The sequence below is a fragment of the Variovorax boronicumulans genome (assembly GCF_019352895.1).
In the GTDB taxonomy this organism is placed as follows: domain Bacteria; phylum Pseudomonadota; class Gammaproteobacteria; order Burkholderiales; family Burkholderiaceae_C; genus Variovorax; species Variovorax boronicumulans_A.
The window spans coordinates 424,122-442,780 of record NZ_JAAAFX010000014.1 but is presented as its reverse complement, the minus strand read 5'-3'; the positions used below and the strand labels follow the sequence as shown (position 1 = coordinate 442,780).

Genomic DNA, 18,659 nt, shown 5'->3' with positions numbered 1-18,659 from the left:
AAAGCAGCGGGCAGGCAGCCATGCCCACACCCCCGCATGCGGCGACGACCCGGGAAGGTCAGCGCTCGTTGAGCCGACGGACCGCGCCCAGGCCCGAGAACCACGCATCCATGGGCTTGTCATGGGCACGTTCGCCGAACTCCTTCGGCTTGAAACACAGCAGTTCACCCGGCATGGTGACTGCCTCCAGCAGGACGTAGTGAAACTCGCCCTCTTCCAGTTCACTCACGCTGAGCGCCAATCGTCCGGACCCGGTCATAACTGCTCCAAATTCCAATGTAAGAGGGCGTTTGTAAGCGCATCGAAGCAAAGGGGCGTGGCAGTTTTCCGCGCATTGGGACAAGGACAGCCTTAAATGTTACATCGAATACACATTTCGTGACGAATTTCCATAAATATCTATCAAGTCTTTTGTTTCGTTTTAGCTGGAAAAGACGCCTGCTCGCAGCGTGATCCCGCAAAGCGACGGTTTGCGGCCTTGGAGAATACGCTCGACTACTGTACATTGATACAGTCATGTCCTTGCCTCCACGGTCCGGTGCACCCGCCACGCCCCTGCTTCGCAGGGTCTCGGTGCGCGCGCTCTGCGCCTTCGGTGCCAAGGCCGGCGACCTGGACTTCCGCTTCACGCCGGCGCCCAGCGCGCAGGAAGGCATGGCCGGCCACCTGCTGGTGCAATCGCGGCGCGACGACGACTACCAGCGCGAACTCACGCTCTCGGCCGTCTTCGAGGGGCTGGAGGTGCGCGGCCGGGCCGACGGCTACGACCCCGCCCTCCCACGCGTCGAGGAGATCAAGACCTTCCGCGGCGATGTCAACGCCATCCGCGAGAACCACCGCGCGCTGCATTGGGCCCAGGCCCGGACCTACGGCTGGATGCTGTGCGAGAAGCACGCGCTGACGGCGATCGAGGTGGCGCTGGTCTACCTCGAGATCGCGAGCGGCGAAGAGACGGTGATCGCCCAGCACTGCACGCGCGAGGCCCTGCGCGAAGGCTTTGAAGACCTCTGCGCCAGGTACATGGCCTGGGCCGTGCAGGAGGCGCAGCGCCATGCCGCGCGCGACGCCGCGCTCGATGCCCTCGATTTCCCGCACGCCGGCTTTCGCGCCGGACAGCGCGAACTGGCCGAGAGCGTCTACCGCGCGGCCTCGGCCCGGCGCTGCCTGATCGCGCAGGCGCCCACGGGCATCGGCAAGACCGTGGCCACCGTGTTCCCGCTGCTGCGCGGCTGGAGCGCGCAGCAGACCGACAAGCTGTTCTTCCTCACGGCCAAGACATCGGGCCGCGCGATCGCGCTCGAGGCGCTGGAGCGCTTCGGCCCGCCCGCCCCCGCGCTGCGCATCCTCGAGCTCACCGCGCGCGAGAAGATCTGCGAGTACCCGGGCCGGGCCTGCCATGGCGACGCCTGCCCGCTGGCGCGCGGCTTCTACGACCGCCTGCCCGCCGCACGCAGCGAGGCCGCCACGGTGCAGTGCCTGACCGGCGACGCGCTGCGGCGCATCGCGCGCACGCATGCCGTGTGTCCCTACTTCCTGTCGCAGGAGATGGTGCGCTGGAGCGACGTGGTGGTGGCCGACTACAACCACTGGTTCGACAGCAGCGCCTTCCTCTACGCGCTCGCGCGGCAGGAGGAATGGCGCGTCGCCGTGCTGGTCGACGAGGCCCACAACCTGCTCGAGCGCGCCCGCGCGATGTATTCGGCCACGCTGGACGCACCCGCGCTCGAAAGCGCCCATGCCGCGGCCCCGGCGGGCCTGCGGCCCTCGCTGGCCCGGGTGCGGCGCGAGTGGCGCACGCTGCAGCAGGCGCAGGCCGCCGCCTACGCGCCGCACGACCAGGTGCCCGAGGGCCTGCAGCAGGCCCTGCAGGACGCGACCGTGGCGCTGGCCGAGCACTTCGCCGCGGCGCCGCAGGAGGCCGGCGGGCCGCTGCTGCGCTTCTTCTTCGATGCGCTGCAGTTCGTGCGGCTGGCGAATGCGCTCGATGTCCATTCGGTGTTCGAGAGCCAGTTGCCCTCGGCCGACGCGGGCTGCACGCTGGCCGTGCGCAACCTGGTGCCGGCCCCCTTCCTGCGGCCGCGCTTCGCCGCCTCGATGAGCACCGCCTGCTTCTCCGGCACCATCGCGCCCTTCGCCTTCTACCGCGACATGCTGGGCCTGCCGGACGACACGGTGGAGCTCGACGTGGGCTCGCCCTTCCAGGCCGCGCAGCTCGAGGTCCGCGTCGCCAGCGCGCTCTCGACCCGCTACCGCGACCGGGGCCGCGCGCTGCGGCCGCTGGTCGACCGCGTGGCCGCGCAGTTCACGCAGCGCCCGGGCAACTACCTGGCCTTCTTCGGCAGCTTCGAATTTCTCGAGGCGGCGCGCACGCTGTTCGCCCGCTGCCACCCCGGCATCCCCAACTGGACCCAGACCGCACAGATGCCCGAAGTCGAACGCAGCGCCTTCGTGGCGCGCTTCCGCGCGGGAGGCCAGGGCGTGGGCTTCGCGGTGCTGGGCGGCGCCTTCGGCGAGGGCATCGACCTGCCCGGCGACCGGCTGATCGGCGCCTTCATCGCCAGCCTGGGCCTGCCGCGCCACGACGAGCGCCACGAGCTCATGCGCGAACGCCTCGACCAGCGTTTCGGCCAGGGCACGGGCTATGCCTACACCTACCTCTACCCGGGCCTGCGCAAGGTGGTGCAGGCGGCCGGCCGGGTGATCCGCACCGAGCAGGACGCGGGCGTGCTGCACCTGCTGGACGACCGCTTCGACCAGACGGAGGTGCGTGCCCTGCTGCCTGCGTGGTGGCATTTTTCCGGAGAAAGTGGATTGAAGGTCGAATAAAACAGCCGTATACCATCCATATGGATGGTGATAGGATGGCGCATGGCCTCCTCCACCCCCACCAAGCCCAAGCCGCCCCCCGACTCCGAGAAGATCACCATCAACCTCGGCTATGTCGATCTGGGCCACATCGACCTGATGGTGGCCGAGGGCTTCTATTCCAACCGCACCGACTTCATCCGCACCGCCATCCGCAACCAGCTGACGGCGCACGGCGAGGTACTGCGCCAGGTGGTCACGCGCAAGACGCTGGTGCTGGGCCTGCAGCACTTCTCGGCCGCCGACCTCGAGGCCGTGCGGGCCGCGGGCCAGACGCTGCAGATCCGCGTGCTCGGCTTGGCCAGCATCGGTGCCGAGGTCTCGCCCGAACTCGCGCTCGCCTCCATCGAATCCCTCACCGTCCTGGGCGCCCTGCATGCCAGTCCGGCCGTCAAATCCGCGCTCGCCGGGCGCATCCACTGAACAGGCCCAGACCATGAACACCGACTTCCAGCACCTGATGAGCGAAGCCACCCGCCTCACCCGCGAGGGCAACCTGCGGGGAGCGACTGCGCTGCTGATGCGGCAGGCCCATGGGAATGCCGCCAGCGACGCCGCGGCCCCGGTGGTCGACGACGTGATCGAGGCCGAAGTGCGCGTGATCGACGAGGCACCCGCCCCCGCCGCCGAACGCGCCCCTTCCGAATCCTGGAGCGCCCACCGCTTCAGCCACCAGGGCCGCCAGATCGCCTACCGGCTCTACGTGCCGGCCCGCGCAGCCGACGCACCGCGGCCGCCGCTGGTCGTGATGCTGCACGGCTGCACCCAGGACGCCCAGGACTTCGCCACCGGCACCCGCATGAACATCCTGGCGCGCGAGGCCGGCGCGATCGTGCTCTACCCCGAGCAGACGCAGCATGCGAACGCGCAGAAATGCTGGAACTGGTTCAAGCCCCAGCACCAGCGGCGCGAGCGCGGCGAACCCGCGCTGCTGGCGGCGCTGACGCGCGAGATCGTGACCACGCAGGGCGCCGACCCGGCACGCGTCTACGTCGCCGGGCTGTCGGCGGGCGGTGCCATGGCCGACATCCTGGGCCGCACCCACCCCGATCTGTTCGCGGCGGTGGGCGTGCACTCGGGCCTGCCCACGGGCGCGGCGCATGACCTGCCGTCGGCGCTGGCCGCGATGCGCGGCGGCCCGGCCGTGGCGATCACGGAGGGCCCGGCCCCACCCACCATCGTCTTCCACGGCGATGCGGATGCGACGGTGCATGCACGCAACGGCACGGCCGTGGCCGACGCCGCGCGCCGCGCGCTGGGCCCAGCGGGCGCGGCCGAGGTCACGCAAGGCCAGCGCTTCACCCGCACGCGCCATGCAGCCGCCGACGGCGCCAGCGCGGTCGAGCACTGGCAGCTGCACGGCACCGGCCATGCCTGGTCGGGCGGCAGTGCCGGCGGCAGCTACACCGCGCCCGACGGGGTCGACGCCAGCGCCGAGATGCTGCGCTTCTTCCTGGGCCATACGCTGCACCTGCCGACGACCTGAGCGGTCTTGGCGACCGTGCGCTGACGCGCCGCGCGCGGGCGCATACGATCACGCCCATGACTTCCGCTCTTTCCTTCGACAACCCCTACGCCCACGGCTTCGCCCGGCTGGCCGTGGCGGTGCCCCGCAACCGCGTGGCCGACCCGGTGTTCAACGGCCGCGAGACGGTGCGCATGTACCGCGAGGCCGCGGCCGAAGGCGCCGCGCTGGTGGCCTTCCCCGAACTGGGAATCTCGGCCTACACCTGCGACGACCTGTTCCACCAGACCGCGCTGCTCGAAGGCTGCGAGGCCGCGCTGGCCGAGGTCATCGAGGCCTCGCGCGGCGTGCCGACCGTGGCCGTCGTCGGCCTGCCGGTGCGCGCCGACCATCGCCTGTTCAACTGCGCGGCCGTGGTGGCCGACGGCGTGCTGCTGGGCGTGCTGCCCAAGACCTACCTGCCCAACTACGGCGAGTTCTACGAGGGCCGCCAGTTCAGCGCCGCCGACAGCGCCATCGCCACCGAGATCACACTGTGCGGCCAGCGCGCGCCCTTCGGCGCCAACCTGCTGTTCAGGGCGCGCAACCTGCCGCTGCTGACGATCCACGTCGAGATCTGCGAGGACGTCTGGGTGCCGATCCCGCCCTCGAGCTATGCGGCGCTGGCCGGTGCCACGGTGCTGGTCAACCTGTCGGCCTCGAACATCACGGTGGGCAAGGCCGACTACCGCCACCAGCTGGTGAGCCTGCAGTCGGCGCGCTGCCTCGCGGCCTACCTGTACTCCTCGGCCGGCATCGGCGAATCGACCACCGACCTCGCCTGGGACGGCCAGGCGCTGATCTACGAAGGCGGCGAGCTGCTGGCCGAGAGCGAGCGCTTCAGCAACCGCTCGCACCTGATCACGGCCGACGCCGACCTCGAGCGCATGGCGCACGAGCGCATGCGGCAGAACTCCTTCGGCGTGTCGGCGCAACGGCACGCGGCCGCGCTGCGCGAATGGCGCACCGTCGAATTCGACCTGCCCGCGATCCCGCAGCAGGCCGGCGCGCTGCGCCGCACGGTCGAGCGCTTCCCCTACGTGCCGGCCGATGCCGCCACGCGCGACGAGCGCTGCCAGGAGGTCTTCAACATCCAGGTGCAGTCGCTGGTGCAGCGGCTCGAGGCCAGCCACATCCAGAAGGTGGTGATCGGCGTCTCGGGCGGCCTCGACTCGACGCATGCGCTGCTGGTCTGCGCCCAGGCCATGGACCGGCTGGGCCGCCCGCGCAGCGACATCCTGGGCTACACCATGCCCGGCTTCGCGACCAGCGACCGCACGCTACAGCAGGCCCACAGGCTGATGGCGGCCATCGGCTGCAGCGCCAGGGAGATCGACATCCGGCCGAGCTGCAAGCAGATGCTGGCCGACCTGGGCCATCCCTTCGCCGACGGCGTGCCGCAGTACGACATCACCTTCGAGAACGTGCAGGCCGGCGAGCGCACCAGCCACCTGTTCCGGCTGGCCAACCACAACGGCGCGATCGTGGTCGGCACCGGCGACCTGAGCGAGCTCGCGCTGGGCTGGTGCACCTACGGCGTGGGCGACCACATGTCGCACTACAACGTGAACGCCAGCGTGCCCAAGACGCTGATCAAGCACCTGGTGCGCTGGGTCGCCGACGCGGGCATCCTGAGCGCCGACGGCAGCGCCGTGCTGCGCGCCATCGTGGCCACCGAGGTCAGCCCGGAGCTCGTGCCCTCGGGCGATGCCTCGGCCCAGCAGCCGGGCCAGCGCACCGAGGACACCATCGGCCCGTACGAGCTGCAGGACTTCCACCTGTACTACATCTCGCGCTACGGCTTCCGGCCGTCGAAGGTGGCCTTCCTGGCCTACAGCGCCTGGCACGACCGCACGCTGGGCCGCTGGCCCGAGGCGCTGGCGGGCGAGGAACACAACCAGTACGCGCTGGCCGACATCACACGCCACCTGCACACCTTCCTCTATCGCTTCTTCAAGACCAGCCAGTTCAAGCGCTCCTGCGTGCCCAACGGCCCCAAGGTGGGCTCGGGCGGCTCGCTCTCGCCGCGCGGCGACTGGCGCGCGCCCAGCGATTCGGAGCCCGAGGTCTGGCTGGCCGAGCTGAAGCGCGTGCCGGCCGATGCGGCCGCGCCGCTCGGCCCGCGCTGACCGGCCCGGTGGCCGATCAGTCTTCGATCAGCCGACGTTCACCGGCACGAAGATCCGGTCGGTGCCACGCTGGATCAGCAGCGCCACCGACTTGCCGGACTTGGCGACCACCGCACGCACCTGCTCGGCGCTGCTGGCCGGCGTGCCGTTGATCGACAGCAGCACGTCGCCCGGCTGCACGCCGGCCAGTGCCGAGGGACCGGCCGCGTCTTCGATCAGCAGGCCGCCCTCGACCGCCGCCTCGCGCTTCTCCTGCGGCTGCAGCGGACGCAGCGCCAGGCCCAGCTTGCCCTTGCCGGTCGCCTCGTCGTTCGCGGCCACGGCCGTGCCCTTCTCGGCCGCATCGGCGAGCTTGGCCGTGAGCTCCACGCGCGAGCCCTGGCGCCACACGTCGAGCGTCACCTGGCTGCCCGGCTTGCGCTGGCCGATCACCGCGGGCAGGTCGCCCGAGGACACGATGGGCTGGCCGTCGACCTGGCGGATCACGTCGCCCGAACGCAGGCCGGCCTTCTCGCCCGGGCTGCCCTTCTCGACGTTCGACACCAGCGCGCCCTCGGGCTTGTCCAGCTTGAAGGAATCGGCGAAAGCCTGGTTGACCTCCTGCACCGCGACGCCCAGGCGCGCGTGGCTGGCCTTGCCGGTGGCCACGATCTGGTCCTTGATCTGCACCGCGACATCGATCGGGATCGAGAAGGACACCCCCTGGAAGCCGCCGCTGCGGCTGTAGATCTGCGAGTTGATGCCCACCACCTCGCCGCGCGTATTGATCAGCGGGCCGCCCGAGTTGCCGGGGTTGATCGGCACGTCGGTCTGGATGAAGGGCACGTAGCTGTCGTCGGGCAGCGAACGGCCCTTGGCGCTGACCACGCCCGCCGTCACCGTGTTCTCGAAGCCGAAGGGCGAGCCGATGGCCAGCACCCATTCGCCGACCTTGAGGTCCTTGGTGCTGCCGATGGCCACGGTGGGCAGGTTGTTCGCCTCGATCTTGAGCACCGCGATGTCGGTCTTGGCATCGGCACCCAGCACCTTGGCGCGGAACTCGCGCCGGTCGGTCAGCTTGACGGTGACTTCCTTGGCGTCCTTCACCACGTGGGCGTTGGTGATGATGATGCCGTCGGCATTGACGATGAAGCCCGAGCCCTGGCCGCGCGTGGGCACTTCGCGCTCCTGCGGCTGGCGGCCGCGCGGACCCATCTGGCCCTGGAAGCGGCGGAAGAACTCGGCCATCGGATCGTCCGGGTCCATGCCGTTGGGCAGGCTGCCGTCGAAGGAGGTCTTGGTGGTGCCGGTGACGCTGATGTTCACCACCGCCGGGCCGTCGCGCGAGGTGATCTCGGAGAAGTCCGGCAGCGTCATGACCGGTGCGGCCACGACGGTCGCCACCGGCCCGGGGGCCACGGCGCGTGCGCTGGTGTAGGCACCGGCGCCCACGGCACCGATCACGCCGGCGGACGCCAGCGCCAGCACCAGGCCTTTGGTCGAGGTCAGTCGGGTGTTCATGAAGTTTCCTTTCGAGGGTGTGGGGTGAAACACGATGAAAGGAATGTGATCCCCCAGACTTAGGCAACGCTTAAAGCGTCGCTCCTCTTCCGGTGGCTTCAGGCGCGCCGGGGAAAGCGCACCACCGCGCGCAGGCCACCCAGGCGCTCGGAGGCGCCGAGCGCCACGCTGGCGCCATGCAGGTCGGCGATCGATTTCACGATCGCCAGGCCCAGGCCGCTGCCCGAGGCCTGCGAGGCGCCGGCCCGGTAGAAGCGGTCGAGCACGCGCTCGCGTTCCTCGGCCGGCAGGCCCGGGCCGCTGTCCTCCACGATCAAGGCCGCCCCCTCTGCATCGGCCGCAATGCGCAGGTCGACGCGACCGTCTTCGGGCGTGTACTTGATGGCGTTGTCCAGCAGGTTGCGCAGCAGCATGCGCAGCGCTTCGGCGTGGCCCGTGACCGTGGCCGCCGCGGAGGCTTCGTCCACGCCGATGTCGATGCGCCGGGCCTGCGCGGCCGCCACCACGTCGGAAATCGCGAGCCGTGCAAGCTCCGCCAGGTCGACCGGCGTCGCCGCGGTGCCGGACGCCACGCTGGCCTCGTGCCGCGCCAGCGCCAGCATCTGCTCGACCAGCCGCGTGGCGCGGTCGATGCCGGCGGTCAGCCGGCCGACCGCGACCTCGCGCGTGGCCTCGTCGTGCGCGCGCTGCAGGCCCTGCACCTGCAGCTTGAGCGCGGCCAGCGGCGAACGCAGTTCGTGCGCGGCATCGGCCACGAAATGCTTCTGCGCCTCGAAGGCATGGCGCACCCGCTCGAACAGCAGGTTGAGCTCGTGTACCAGCGGCCTCACCTCCTCGGGCAGGCCGCTCTCGCTGACCGGCGACAGGTCGTCGGCCTGGCGCGCCGCCACCTGCGTGCGCACGCGCGCCACGGGCGCCAGCGAGCGGCTCACCACCCACCAGACGACCAGCATCAGGATCGGCGCCATCAGGCCCACCGGCATCACCGTGCGCAGCGCCAGCGCGCCCGCCATCTGCCGGCGCACCGCCATGTCCTGCGCGACCTGGATCACCAGCCCGCGCGCCTGCATCGAGTACACGCGGTAGGTGGTGCCGCGCGCCTGCACGTCGGCGAAGCCCAGCACCGCGATCTGCGGCAGCGCGGCGCGGTCGGCCGATTCGAAGATGCGTTCGCCATCGGCGGTCCAGACCTGCACCACGAACTCGAAGTTCTGATCGGCGCTGCCGATGCCGCCCACCGCGGCGCTGGGCGGCAGCCCGGCGCGCAGCGACATCGCCATCTGCTGCATGTGGTAGTCGAAGATCTCGTCGGCTTCCTTGAGCACCGTGCGGTAGGCCACCAGCGCCTGCGTGCCCGCGGCCAGCACGATGGCCGCCAGCAGGAAGAACAGCAGGCGCGCACGCAGCGAACCCACCAGCGCGGAACCGACGCGCGTCATGCCCGGTTCACCATGTAGCCCACGCCGCGCACGTTGCGGATGAAGTCGGCGCCGAGCTTCTTGCGCAGGCCGTGCACATAGACCTCGATGGCGTTGCTGCTGATCTCGTCCTTCCAGCTGTAGAGCTTTTCCTCGAGCTGGGCGCGCGAGAGCACCATGCCGGGCCGCGCGATCAGCGGCTCCAGCACCGCCCATTCGCGCGCCGACAGGATCACCGGCTCGCCGTTGCGCGTGACCTCGCGCGTGCCCGGGCTGATGCTCACGCCCAGGTGCTCGTAGACCGGCTCGGCCCGGCCCGAGGCGCGCCGCAGCAGCGCCCGGATGCGCGCCAGCAGCTCGTCGAGGTCGTAGGGCTTGAGCACGTAGTCGTCGGCACCGGCGTCCAGCCCCTCGATGCGCTGCTGCACCGAATCGCGCGCGGTGGCGATCAGCACCGGCATGCGCTGCTTGCGCAGGCGCAGCGCGCGCAGCACCTCGAGCCCGTCGCGCCGCGGCACGCCGAGGTCGAGCAGCACCAGGTCGTACTGCTGGGCGCGCAGCGCACTGTCGGCGGCCTCGCCGTCCTTCACCCAGTCGACCGCGTACTGCTCGGCGCGCAGAAGGTCGAGCACGGCTTCGCCGATCATCAGGTCGTCTTCGAGCAGCAGCAGGCGCATGGGAAGGGCTCCAGTGTCACAACAGGGCGCGCACTTCGCGCGCCGCCTCATACAACAGGGGCAGCATGTCGCGGCGGATCGCCTCGTCGCTGCGGTGCGCGCCCGACAGCACCACGTTGAGTGCCGCCACGGTGCGGCCCTTCATGTCGCGCAGCGGCACGGCCAGCGCCTGCACACCCAGCTCGTGTTCCTCGCTGGCGATGCAGTGGTCGTCCTTGCGGGCCTGCACGACGCGCTGGCGCAGCACGCTGGTCTGCGTGACGGTGTTGGGCGTGAGCCGCGCCAGCGTGCGGCCCTTGAGCCACTGGGTGAGTTCGGCGCCGCTCATTGCGGCCAGCAGCATGCGGCCGGTCGAGGTGGCATGCGCGGGCAGGCGCGCGCCCAGGTGCAGGCCGTAGGCCAGCACGCGCACGGGGGCGCCGCTCACGCTGCGCGCCACGATCACCGCCTCCTCGCCGTCGAGCACCACGGCGGAAAAGGACTCCTGCGTCTGCGCGGCCAGCCGGTTCAGCGTGGGCTGCAGCGCGCGCGGCAGGCGCGACGAGGCGAGGTAGCTGCCCGAGAAGCGCAGCACCTTGGGCGACATCCAGAAGGAACTGCCGTCGGTGTCGAGGTAGCCCAGATGTGCCAGCGTCAACAGGTGGCGGCGTGCCGCGGCTCGCGTGAGGCCGGCGCGCGCCGCAGCCTGGGTAGCGTTGAGACGCTGGCGTTCGGTGTCGAAACTCTCCAGCACCGCCATGCCTTTGGCGATGCCTTCGATGAAGTCGGGTTTGGCGATGGTCATGGGGCGAGGGGCTGAGGCAGCCGTTGCTGCGCGATCATCGCACAGCCACTCGTTTCAGCGCACATTGGCGTGCGCCGGACGGCCCCTGTGCATGCGCCGCGCCCTACGCTCGTCTCCATCCCGCGCCCCCATTCCAGGAGACCCTTCGCATGCGCACCCAAGTCGCCATCATCGGCGCCGGCCCGGCCGGTCTGCTGCTCGGCCAGTTGCTTCACCAGGCCGGCATCGACAACGTGATCGTCGAACGCCAGACGGCCGAGCATGTGCTCGGCCGCATCCGGGCCGGCGTGCTCGAGCAGGTCACGATGGACCTGCTGGCGCGTGCCGGCGTCGATGCGCGCGCACGCGCCGAGGGCCTGCCGCACGAAGGCATCGAGCTGCTGTTCCAGGGCGGCCGCCACCGCATCGACCTGCACGGGCTGACCGGCGGCAAGCAGGTCACGGTCTATGGCCAGACCGAAGTCACGCGCGACCTGATGCAGGCGCGCGCCGCGGCCGGCCTGCGCACGGTCTACCTCGCGTCGGAGGTCAGCCTGCACGAGTTCGACGGCACGCAGCCACGCGTGCGTTTTCGCGCCGAGGACGGCCGCACGCAGGAGATCGCCTGCGACTTCATCGCCGGCTGCGACGGCTTCCATGGCGTGAGCCGCGCGAGCGTGCCCACGGCCGCAATGCAGCTGCACGAGAAGGTCTACCCCTTCGGCTGGCTGGGCGTGCTGGCCGACGTGCGGCCGGTGTCCGACGAACTGATCTACGCCAACACCGAACGCGGCTTCGCGCTGTGCAGCATGCGCAGCGCCACGCGCAGCCGCTACTACCTGCAGGTGCCCAGCGACGAGAAGGTCGCGAACTGGAGCGAAGCCGCCTTCTGGGACGAGCTGCGCACCCGGCTCGACCCCGAGGCGCGTGAGCGCCTGGAGACGGGCCCGGCGCTGGAGATGAGCATCGCGCCGCTGCGCAGCTTCGTGGCCGAGCCGATGCGCTTCGGCCGCCTGCTGCTGGCCGGCGACGCGGCGCACATCGTGCCGCCCACCGGCGCCAAGGGCCTGAACCTGGCGGCGGCCGACGTGGGCTACCTGGCGCGCGCGATGCAGGCCTTCTACGGCGAGCGCTCGGAAGCGGCGCTCGACCGTTACTCCGACCTGTGCCTGCGCCGGGTCTGGAAGGCCGAGCGCTTCTCGTGGTGGTTCACCTCGCTGATGCACCGCTTCCCCGACACCGGCTCCTTCGGCCAGAAGATCCAGGAGGCCGAGCTCGACTACCTGGTGCATTCGCAGGCGGCATCGACCGCACTGGCCGAGAACTACGTCGGGCTGCCGCTCGAGGACTTCTAGGGCCTGTTCACCCTATTTCCGGGGTCGCGAAGGCCTGCCATGGCGGGCCAATCAAGGCGCGTGACGCTGCGCGTGCTGAAGCACGCGCAAGGAACGCAACGCCGAGTGGCCCGTCATGGCAGGCCTTCCCGAAGGGTTGGCTGAGCCAGGGGCCGTCTGCGGCGTTGCCCACGCTTGCAAGGCTTCAGCCTTGCTGCGCGCGTGCGCCTTGCATCCAGCCCCTGGCTCAACCAACGCGATCCCCGGAAATAGGGTGAACAGGCCCTAGGCCTGCAAGGCCTCCCACACGCGCGCCGAACTCAGCGGCATCTGAAGCGAGGGGGCCCGCGCCCCGAGGCCGGCCCGCGCGAAGGCATCGGCCACCGCGTTGACCACCGCTGGCGTGGCGCCGATGGTGCCCAGTTCGCCCACGCCCTTCACACCCAACGGGTTGTTCTTGCAGGGCGTGGATTCGTCCATCTCGGTGCGGAACATGGCTTCGGCCACCTCGGCGCGCGGCACCGCATAGTCCATCAGGCTGCCGGTCACGGGCTGGCCGGTCTCGACGTCATAGACCACGCGCTCGTACAGCGCCTGGCCGATGCCCTGCACCGCGCCGCCGTCGAGCTGGCCGCGCACGATCATCGGGTTGATCACGCGGCCCACGTCGTTGACCGAGCTGTACGCCACCACGCTGACCTCGCCGGTCGGCCCGTCGATCTCGACCTCGCAGATGTGGCAGCCGTTGGGCCAGGTCGGCCCGGCCACCGCGCTGGTCGAGTCGACGAAGATCTGGCCCTCGGGCTGGCGGCCCGCGAGATCGAACAGGTCCAGCGACAGGTCGGTGCCGGCCACGGTGAAGCGGCCGTCGGCATAGTGCACGTCGGCCGGCGCGGCCTCGAAGGCCTGCGCCGCCAGTTCGCGCGCCCGGTCGACGGTGCGCTCCGCGCCCACCCGCACGGCCGAGCCGCCGGTGAACAGCGAGCGCGAACCGGCGCTGCCGAAGCCGTCGCCGCGGTCGGTGTCGCCCAGGATCACGCGCACCTTCTCGATGGGCACGCCGAACACGTCGACCGCCAGCTGCGCCAGCGAGGTGGCGATGCCCTGCCCCATCGCGTTCACCGCCGAGAAGACCTCGATGATCCCGTCGGGCTTCACGGCCACGGTGACGCGTTCCTCGAACACGTTGCCGCCGGTCCATTCGAGGAAGGTCGCGATGCCGAGGCCGCGCATCCGGCCCGCGGCCTTCGACGCGGCCGCGCGGGCCTCGAAGCCGCGCCAGTCGGCCAGCGCCAGGCCCTGGTCCATCACCTTCTCGAACTGCCCGGTGTCGTAGACCTGCTTCATCGGGTTGGTGTAGGGCATCTGCGCCGGGCTGATGAAGTTGCGGCGGCGCAGCGCGACGCGGTCGATGCCGGTCTGGCGCGCGGCCTCGTCCATCAGCCGCTCCATCAGGAAGATGGCTTCGGGCCGGCCCGCGCCGCGGTAGGCGCCGGTGGGCGCGCAGTTGGTGAGCACGGCCTGGAAGTGGAAGTCGACCGTGGCGATGTCGTAGACGCTGGTCTGCACCCAGGGGCCGATCAGCAGCTGGATCGCGACGCCGGTGCCGGTGGCATAGGCGCCCACGTTGGCCAGCGAGTGGATGCGCAGCGCGAGGATGCGTCCGCTGGCGTCGAGCGCCAGCTCGGCCTTCGACGCGATGTCGCGCCCGTGCGCCGACGAAAGAAATTCCTCGCTGCGGTCGGCCACCCATTTCACCGGTCGCTTCAGCGCATGCGCGCAGTAGGCGGTGGCGATGTCTTCGGGATAGGCGCCGGTCTTCATGCCGAAGCCACCGCCCACGTCGCCCACCACCACGCGCACCTGCTCCTTGGCCAGGCCGATGGCGTCGCAGATCGAGTTGCGCGTGCCCGAGGGCATCTGCGTGCTCATGCGCACCGTCAGGCGGCCACTGTCGGCATCGACCTCGACCAGCACCGAGCGCGGCTCGATGGTCAGCGCCACCACGCGCTGGTTGACGACGTCCAGTGCCACCACGTGCGCGGCCTGCGCGAAGGCGGCCGCCGTGGCCGCGGCGTCGCCGTGGCGCGCCTCGGCCGCGATGTTGTTCGGCGCCGCCTCGAGGAGCTGCGGCGCGCCGTCGACGACCGCCGCCGCCAGGTCGACCACCATCGGCAACTCCTCGTAGTCGACGAACACGGCCTCGGCCGCGTCGCGCGCCTGGGCCACCGATTCGGCCACCACGGCGACCACCGCCTCGCCGACGAAGCGCGCCCGTTCGTGTGCCAACGCGCAGCGATCGGGCGACACGCCGGGTCCGCCGTCGGGGCGCTTGAAGCCCGCGGTGCCCGGCATCGGCTTGACGCCTGCCGTCGCCAGGTCGGCGCCGCTGAACACGCCCAGCACGCCGGGCATGGCACGCGCCGCTTCGGCGTCGACCGACACGATGCGCGCATGCGGGTACGGCGAGCGCACGAAGACCAGGTGCGCGAGCGGCGTGGTGCCGCTCAGCTGCACGTCGTCGGTGTACTGGCCGGCGCCGGACAGCAGGGCCTGGTCCTCGAGGCGGCGCACCGCCTGACCACTGCCGAAACGAAGAGGGGACGGAGAAGTCTCTGGAGCGTTCACGTGGGTCTTCCTGCAGGTGGGATGCGGAAGGGCCACTATAGGGCGCGATCGCGAAAACCGCTGCGCTGCAGGCGACGCGGCCCGCGCAGACGGCGGCCAAAGCCGTGTATACCTGCACCATGCAACTCCCCTGGCTCGCGCCCGGCGCGCCCCTTCCCGACCCGGTCCTGACCTGGGGCCCCGCCGATCCGGTGCCCGGCCTGCTGGCCGGCGGCGGCACCCTCGACGTGCCCACGCTGCTGGACGCCTACAGCCACGGCATCTTCCCCTGGTTCAGCGACGACCAGCCGATCCTCTGGTGGAGCCCCGATCCGCGCATGACGCTGGCGCCGACGGCCTTCCGGCTGCACCGCTCGCTGCGCAAGGTGCTGCAGGCCTTCCGGGCCGACGCGCGCTGCGAGATCCGGATCGACCACGATTTCGACACCGTGATCCGCGCCTGTTCGGGCGCACCGCGCCACGGCCAGTCGGGCACCTGGATCGTGCCGGACATGGTCGAGGCCTACGGCGCGCTGCACCGGGCCGGCCATGCCCACAGCGTCGAGACCTGGATCGACGGCGAGCTCGTGGGCGGCCTCTACTGCGTGGCCATCGGCCGCGCGGTGTTCGGCGAATCGATGTTCGCGCGCCGCACCGACGCCTCGAAGATCGCGCTCGCGGCGCTGGTGAGCCTGTGCCGCCGGTACGGCGTCGCGCGCATCGACTGCCAGCAGAACACGGCCCACCTGGCCAGCCTGGGCGCCGAGGAGATGCCGCGTGCGCGCTTCATCGAGCACGTGGAAAGGGCACGCGGCGAGCCCGGACCCACATGGCGTTTCGAGCCCGTATACTGGTCCGAACTGTTGCCCGCACGCTCTTCATCGGCCCTGTGACGCACCTCAAGGAACTCCCGCTCCACACGTTGCAGTTCTATGCAACGGCACCCTATCCGTGCAGCTACCTGCCGGACCGGCAGGCGCGCTCGCAGGTCGCGACCCCCAGCCACCTGATCCACAACGACGCCTACTCCGACCTGGTGCGCAGCGGCTTCCGGCGCAGCGGCATGTTCACCTACCGCCCCTACTGCGACGGCTGCACGGCCTGCGTGCCGCTGCGCGTGCGGGTCGGCGACTTCAAGCCCAACCGCAGCCAGCGCCGTGCCACGACGCAGCACGCCGACCTGCAGGTGCGGGTGCTCAAGCTGTGCTTCGTGCCCGAGCACTACCAGCTTTACCTGCGCTACCAGAACGGGCGCCATGCCGGCGGCGGCATGGACCACGACAGCATCGACCAATACACCCAGTTCCTGCTGCAGAGCCGCGTGAACTCGCGCCTGGTCGAGTTCCGCGAGACGGGCGCCGACGGCGAGCCCGGCGCGCTGAAGATGGTGTCGATCCTCGACGTGCTCAACGACGGCATCTCGGCGGTCTATACCTTCTACGAGCCCGAGGACGGCATGGCCTATGGCAACTACGGCGTGCTGTGGCAGATCGCGCAGGCGCGCGAACTCGGCCTGCCCTACGTCTACCTCGGCTACTGGATCGCGGGCAGTCCGAAGATGAACTACAAGGCGCGCTACGCGCCGCACGAGGTGCTGATCGATGGCCAGTGGCAGCCCGGTGATTTCACAAAGTAAAATCACGACTCGGTCTTTCCGAGGCCCTACTGCGCTGCGCACATGAGAAAACCACAATCAGACGTTCCTGCCACGCCGGTCATCCAGGTCATCGAACGCATGTTTTCGCTGATCGACGTGCTGGCTTCGCGCGAGGAAGCCATCTCGCTCAAGGAGATCAGCGAGAAGACCGGGCTGCACCCGTCGACCACGCACCGGATCCTCAACGACCTGGCCGTGGGCCGCTTCGTCGACCGCCCCGAGGCCGGCAGCTACCGCCTGGGCATGCGCCTGCTGGAGCTGGGCAACATGGTCAAGGGCCGGCTCAACGTGCGCGACGCGGCGCTCACGCCGATGCGCGAGTTGCACAAGCTCACGCAGCAGCCGGTCAACCTCAGCATGCGGCAGGGGGACGAGATCGTCTACATCGAGCGCGCCTACAGCGAGCGCTCGGGCATGCAGGTGGTGCGCGCCATCGGCGGTCGCGCCCCGCTGCACCTGACCTCCACCGGCAAGCTCTTCCTGGCCGCCGACGACCCCCAGCGCGTGCGCAGCTACGCCACCCGCACCGGCCTGGCCGGCCACACCCGCAACAGCATCACGCAACTGCCGCTGCTCGAACGCGAGCTGTCGAAGGCGCGCCAGTACGGCATCGCACGCGACAACGAAGAACTGGAGCTGGGCGTGCGCTGCATGGCGGTGGGCATCTACGACGACCAGAGCAAGCTGGTCGCCGGCCTGTCGATCTCGGCCCCCGCCGATCGCCTGGACGAAGGCTGGCTGCCCAAGCTGCAAGCCACCGCCGGCGAGATCTCGAACGCGCTGGGCTACAACCAGAACGCGCCGACGGCGCCCTGAGGCGCCGTCGAGAGAGACCCCCCGGGTCCCGGTTTTCATTCCAGGGACACTGCAGAACCGGCTTTGCCGGGCTGCTGGTGTCGCCCCCTTGAGGGGGAAGCGCCGCAGGCGCTTCGGGGGTGGGTCAGTCCCCTGCCATGTGCTGCGCAGCAGCCTGCATCGACGGCGACATCATGTGCTTGGCCTCGACCCAGCGACGCACGCGCTCGGCGTCGCCGATCCGGCTCAACTTGCCGGCCGAGTCCAGGAACACCATGATCAGCTTGCGGCCCGCGATGCGCGTCTGCATCACCAGGCACTGGCCGGCTTCGGAGATGTAGCCCGTCTTCTGCAGGCCGATTTCCCATTCGGGGTTCTTCACCAGCCGGTTGGTGGTCGTGTACTGCAGCATGCGATTGCCGACTTCGACCTGGTAGCCTGGCGAGGTCGACAGCTCGCGCACCGTGGCATTGGCGGATGCCACATTGACCAGCAGCGCCAGGTCCTGCGCACTCGACTGGTTGCGGCTCGACAGGCCGGTGGGCTCGACGTAGCGGGTGTCCTTCATGCCGAGCTGGTTGGCCTTGGCATTCATCATGCTCACGAAGGTCGCGAGGCCGCCCGGATAGGTGCGACCCAGCGCATGCGCTGCACGGTTCTCGCTGGACATCAGGGCCAGGTGCAGCAGTTCGCCACGCGACAAGGTCGCGCCGATGCGCAGGCGCGAGCTGCTGCCCTTTTCGGTGTCGACGTCGTCCTGGGTGATGGTGATCAGTTCGTCCATCGGCAGGTGCGCCTCGCTCACCAGCAGGCCGGTCATGAGCTTGGTCAGCGACGCAATGGGCAGCACCGCGTGGTCGTTCTTGCTGAACAGCACTTCGCGCGTGTCCTGGTCGATCACCAGCACGGCGCTCGACTTCAGGTCGAGGGCATCGCTGGTGCTGTGCAGGCCCGCGAGCTGGCCGTAGGACAGGCGTGCCGGCTCGGCCACGCGCACCACCGAACGCCGCTGCACCGCCACGACCGTCTTGCCGTTCTGCTTGCGGATCGTGGCCACCACGTTCTTGCCGCCGCGCACGGCGCGCTCGGCCTTGGCAGGCACGGCCTTCGCGGTCCGCTGGGCGGCCTTGCGCTTGTTGGTGTCGGCCGTGGATTGGGTCTTCTTCGCCGCGACCGGGCGCTTGGCGGCGGCATGTGCCGCAGGCGCCAGAAAGGCGGCCGCGCACAGGGCTGCAGTGACGAAACGGAGGGCCGCGCGAAAACGCTGGGGTGAAACTCGGTGGGAACGGGCTTCGGGCATCAAGGAATCTCCAGCGGCGACAAGGACCCGCAGTGTATCGAAATCAAAAAAAGCGCGCAATAACAGTTACTTGCGCCCTTTTCTTCACTCGAAACAAAAGGATCGCTCTA

General features: G+C 70.1%; 15 protein-coding genes. 8 read left to right on the top strand and 7 right to left on the bottom strand.

Features of this window, described 5'->3' with window-relative positions; all coding sequences use genetic code 11:
- Nucleotides 1-58 precede the first annotated feature (58 nt).
- Entirely contained in the window at nt 59-229 is a 171-nt protein-coding gene (locus K0H49_RS28460) for a hypothetical protein (protein ID WP_183022981.1), read from the bottom strand.
- Between the two features lie 287 nt (nt 230-516).
- On the opposite strand from K0H49_RS28460, the gene K0H49_RS28455 reads away from it, so the two are divergent.
- From K0H49_RS28455 to K0H49_RS28440, 4 genes are read left to right on the top strand one after another with little or no spacing between them, the layout of a single operon-like run.
- Entirely contained in the window at nt 517-2,826 is a 2,310-nt protein-coding gene (locus K0H49_RS28455) for an ATP-dependent DNA helicase (protein WP_374122440.1), read from the top strand.
- A 42-nt stretch (nt 2,827-2,868) separates the two neighbouring features.
- Nucleotides 2,869-3,288, top strand: a complete 420-nt coding sequence (locus K0H49_RS28450; protein ID WP_219219948.1) for a CopG family transcriptional regulator — start codon at nt 2,869-2,871, stop codon at nt 3,286-3,288.
- A gap of 13 nt (nt 3,289-3,301) precedes the next feature.
- Complete coding sequence (locus tag K0H49_RS28445) at nt 3,302-4,351, top strand: extracellular catalytic domain type 1 short-chain-length polyhydroxyalkanoate depolymerase (RefSeq protein ID WP_219219946.1); 1,050 nt, start codon at nt 3,302-3,304, stop codon at nt 4,349-4,351.
- Nucleotides 4,352-4,407: 56 nt separating this feature from the next.
- Nucleotides 4,408-6,498: an NAD(+) synthase gene (locus K0H49_RS28440; RefSeq protein WP_219219945.1), complete on the top strand. Its 2,091-nt coding sequence runs from the start codon at nt 4,408-4,410 to the stop codon at nt 6,496-6,498.
- A 27-nt stretch (nt 6,499-6,525) separates the two neighbouring features.
- Here K0H49_RS28440 and K0H49_RS28435 read toward each other — a convergent pair whose 3' ends face one another.
- The 4 genes from K0H49_RS28435 to K0H49_RS28420 form a co-directional block, all read right to left on the bottom strand.
- Nucleotides 6,526-7,998, bottom strand: a complete 1,473-nt coding sequence (locus K0H49_RS28435) for a DegQ family serine endoprotease (RefSeq protein WP_219219943.1) — start codon at nt 7,996-7,998, stop codon at nt 6,526-6,528.
- A gap of 98 nt (nt 7,999-8,096) precedes the next feature.
- On the bottom strand, nt 8,097-9,437 hold the full coding sequence (locus K0H49_RS28430; protein WP_219219941.1) for an ATP-binding protein: 1,341 nt from the start codon (nt 9,435-9,437) through the stop codon (nt 8,097-8,099).
- On the bottom strand, nt 9,434-10,093 hold the full coding sequence (locus tag K0H49_RS28425) for a response regulator (RefSeq protein WP_183022974.1): 660 nt from the start codon (nt 10,091-10,093) through the stop codon (nt 9,434-9,436). Before K0H49_RS28425 ends, K0H49_RS28430 begins: the two co-directional genes overlap by 4 nt.
- A gap of 16 nt (nt 10,094-10,109) precedes the next feature.
- A complete protein-coding gene (locus K0H49_RS28420; protein WP_219219940.1) occupies nt 10,110-10,877 on the bottom strand; it encodes an IclR family transcriptional regulator domain-containing protein in 768 nt (255 codons plus the stop codon).
- Nucleotides 10,878-11,026: 149 nt separating this feature from the next.
- Here K0H49_RS28420 and pobA point away from each other — a divergent pair, with 149 nt between their 5' ends.
- A complete protein-coding gene (gene pobA / locus K0H49_RS28415) occupies nt 11,027-12,211 on the top strand; it encodes a 4-hydroxybenzoate 3-monooxygenase (RefSeq protein ID WP_219219938.1) in 1,185 nt (394 codons plus the stop codon).
- Between the two features lie 264 nt (nt 12,212-12,475).
- On the opposite strand, the gene K0H49_RS28410 is transcribed toward pobA, so the two are convergent.
- Nucleotides 12,476-14,818, bottom strand: coding sequence for a xanthine dehydrogenase family protein molybdopterin-binding subunit (locus K0H49_RS28410; protein ID WP_219219936.1), 2,343 nt, complete (start codon nt 14,816-14,818; stop codon nt 12,476-12,478).
- 119 nt (nt 14,819-14,937) lie between these two features.
- Between K0H49_RS28410 and aat the strand changes: the two genes are divergently transcribed.
- Genes aat through K0H49_RS28395 form a run of 3 tightly spaced genes read left to right on the top strand, consistent with a single transcriptional unit; the run spans nt 14,938 to nt 17,270 of the window.
- Nucleotides 14,938-15,690 (top strand): leucyl/phenylalanyl-tRNA--protein transferase, encoded by a 753-nt coding sequence (gene aat, locus K0H49_RS28405; protein ID WP_219219934.1) that lies wholly within the window; start codon nt 14,938-14,940, stop codon nt 15,688-15,690.
- The gene (locus K0H49_RS28400; RefSeq protein WP_219219933.1) at nt 15,687-16,433 is read left to right on the top strand and encodes an arginyltransferase; all 747 of its coding nucleotides are present in this window, start codon (nt 15,687-15,689) and stop codon (nt 16,431-16,433) included. The genes aat and K0H49_RS28400 overlap by 4 nt, the downstream gene beginning before the upstream one ends.
- A gap of 42 nt (nt 16,434-16,475) precedes the next feature.
- Nucleotides 16,476-17,270, top strand: a complete 795-nt coding sequence (locus K0H49_RS28395; RefSeq protein WP_219219931.1) for an IclR family transcriptional regulator — start codon at nt 16,476-16,478, stop codon at nt 17,268-17,270.
- A gap of 124 nt (nt 17,271-17,394) precedes the next feature.
- Here the strand turns inward: K0H49_RS28395 and K0H49_RS28390 are convergent, their stop codons facing one another.
- Nucleotides 17,395-18,549, bottom strand: coding sequence for a serine hydrolase (locus K0H49_RS28390; protein WP_219219930.1), 1,155 nt, complete (start codon nt 18,547-18,549; stop codon nt 17,395-17,397).
- Between the last annotated feature and the right edge of the window lie 110 nt (nt 18,550-18,659).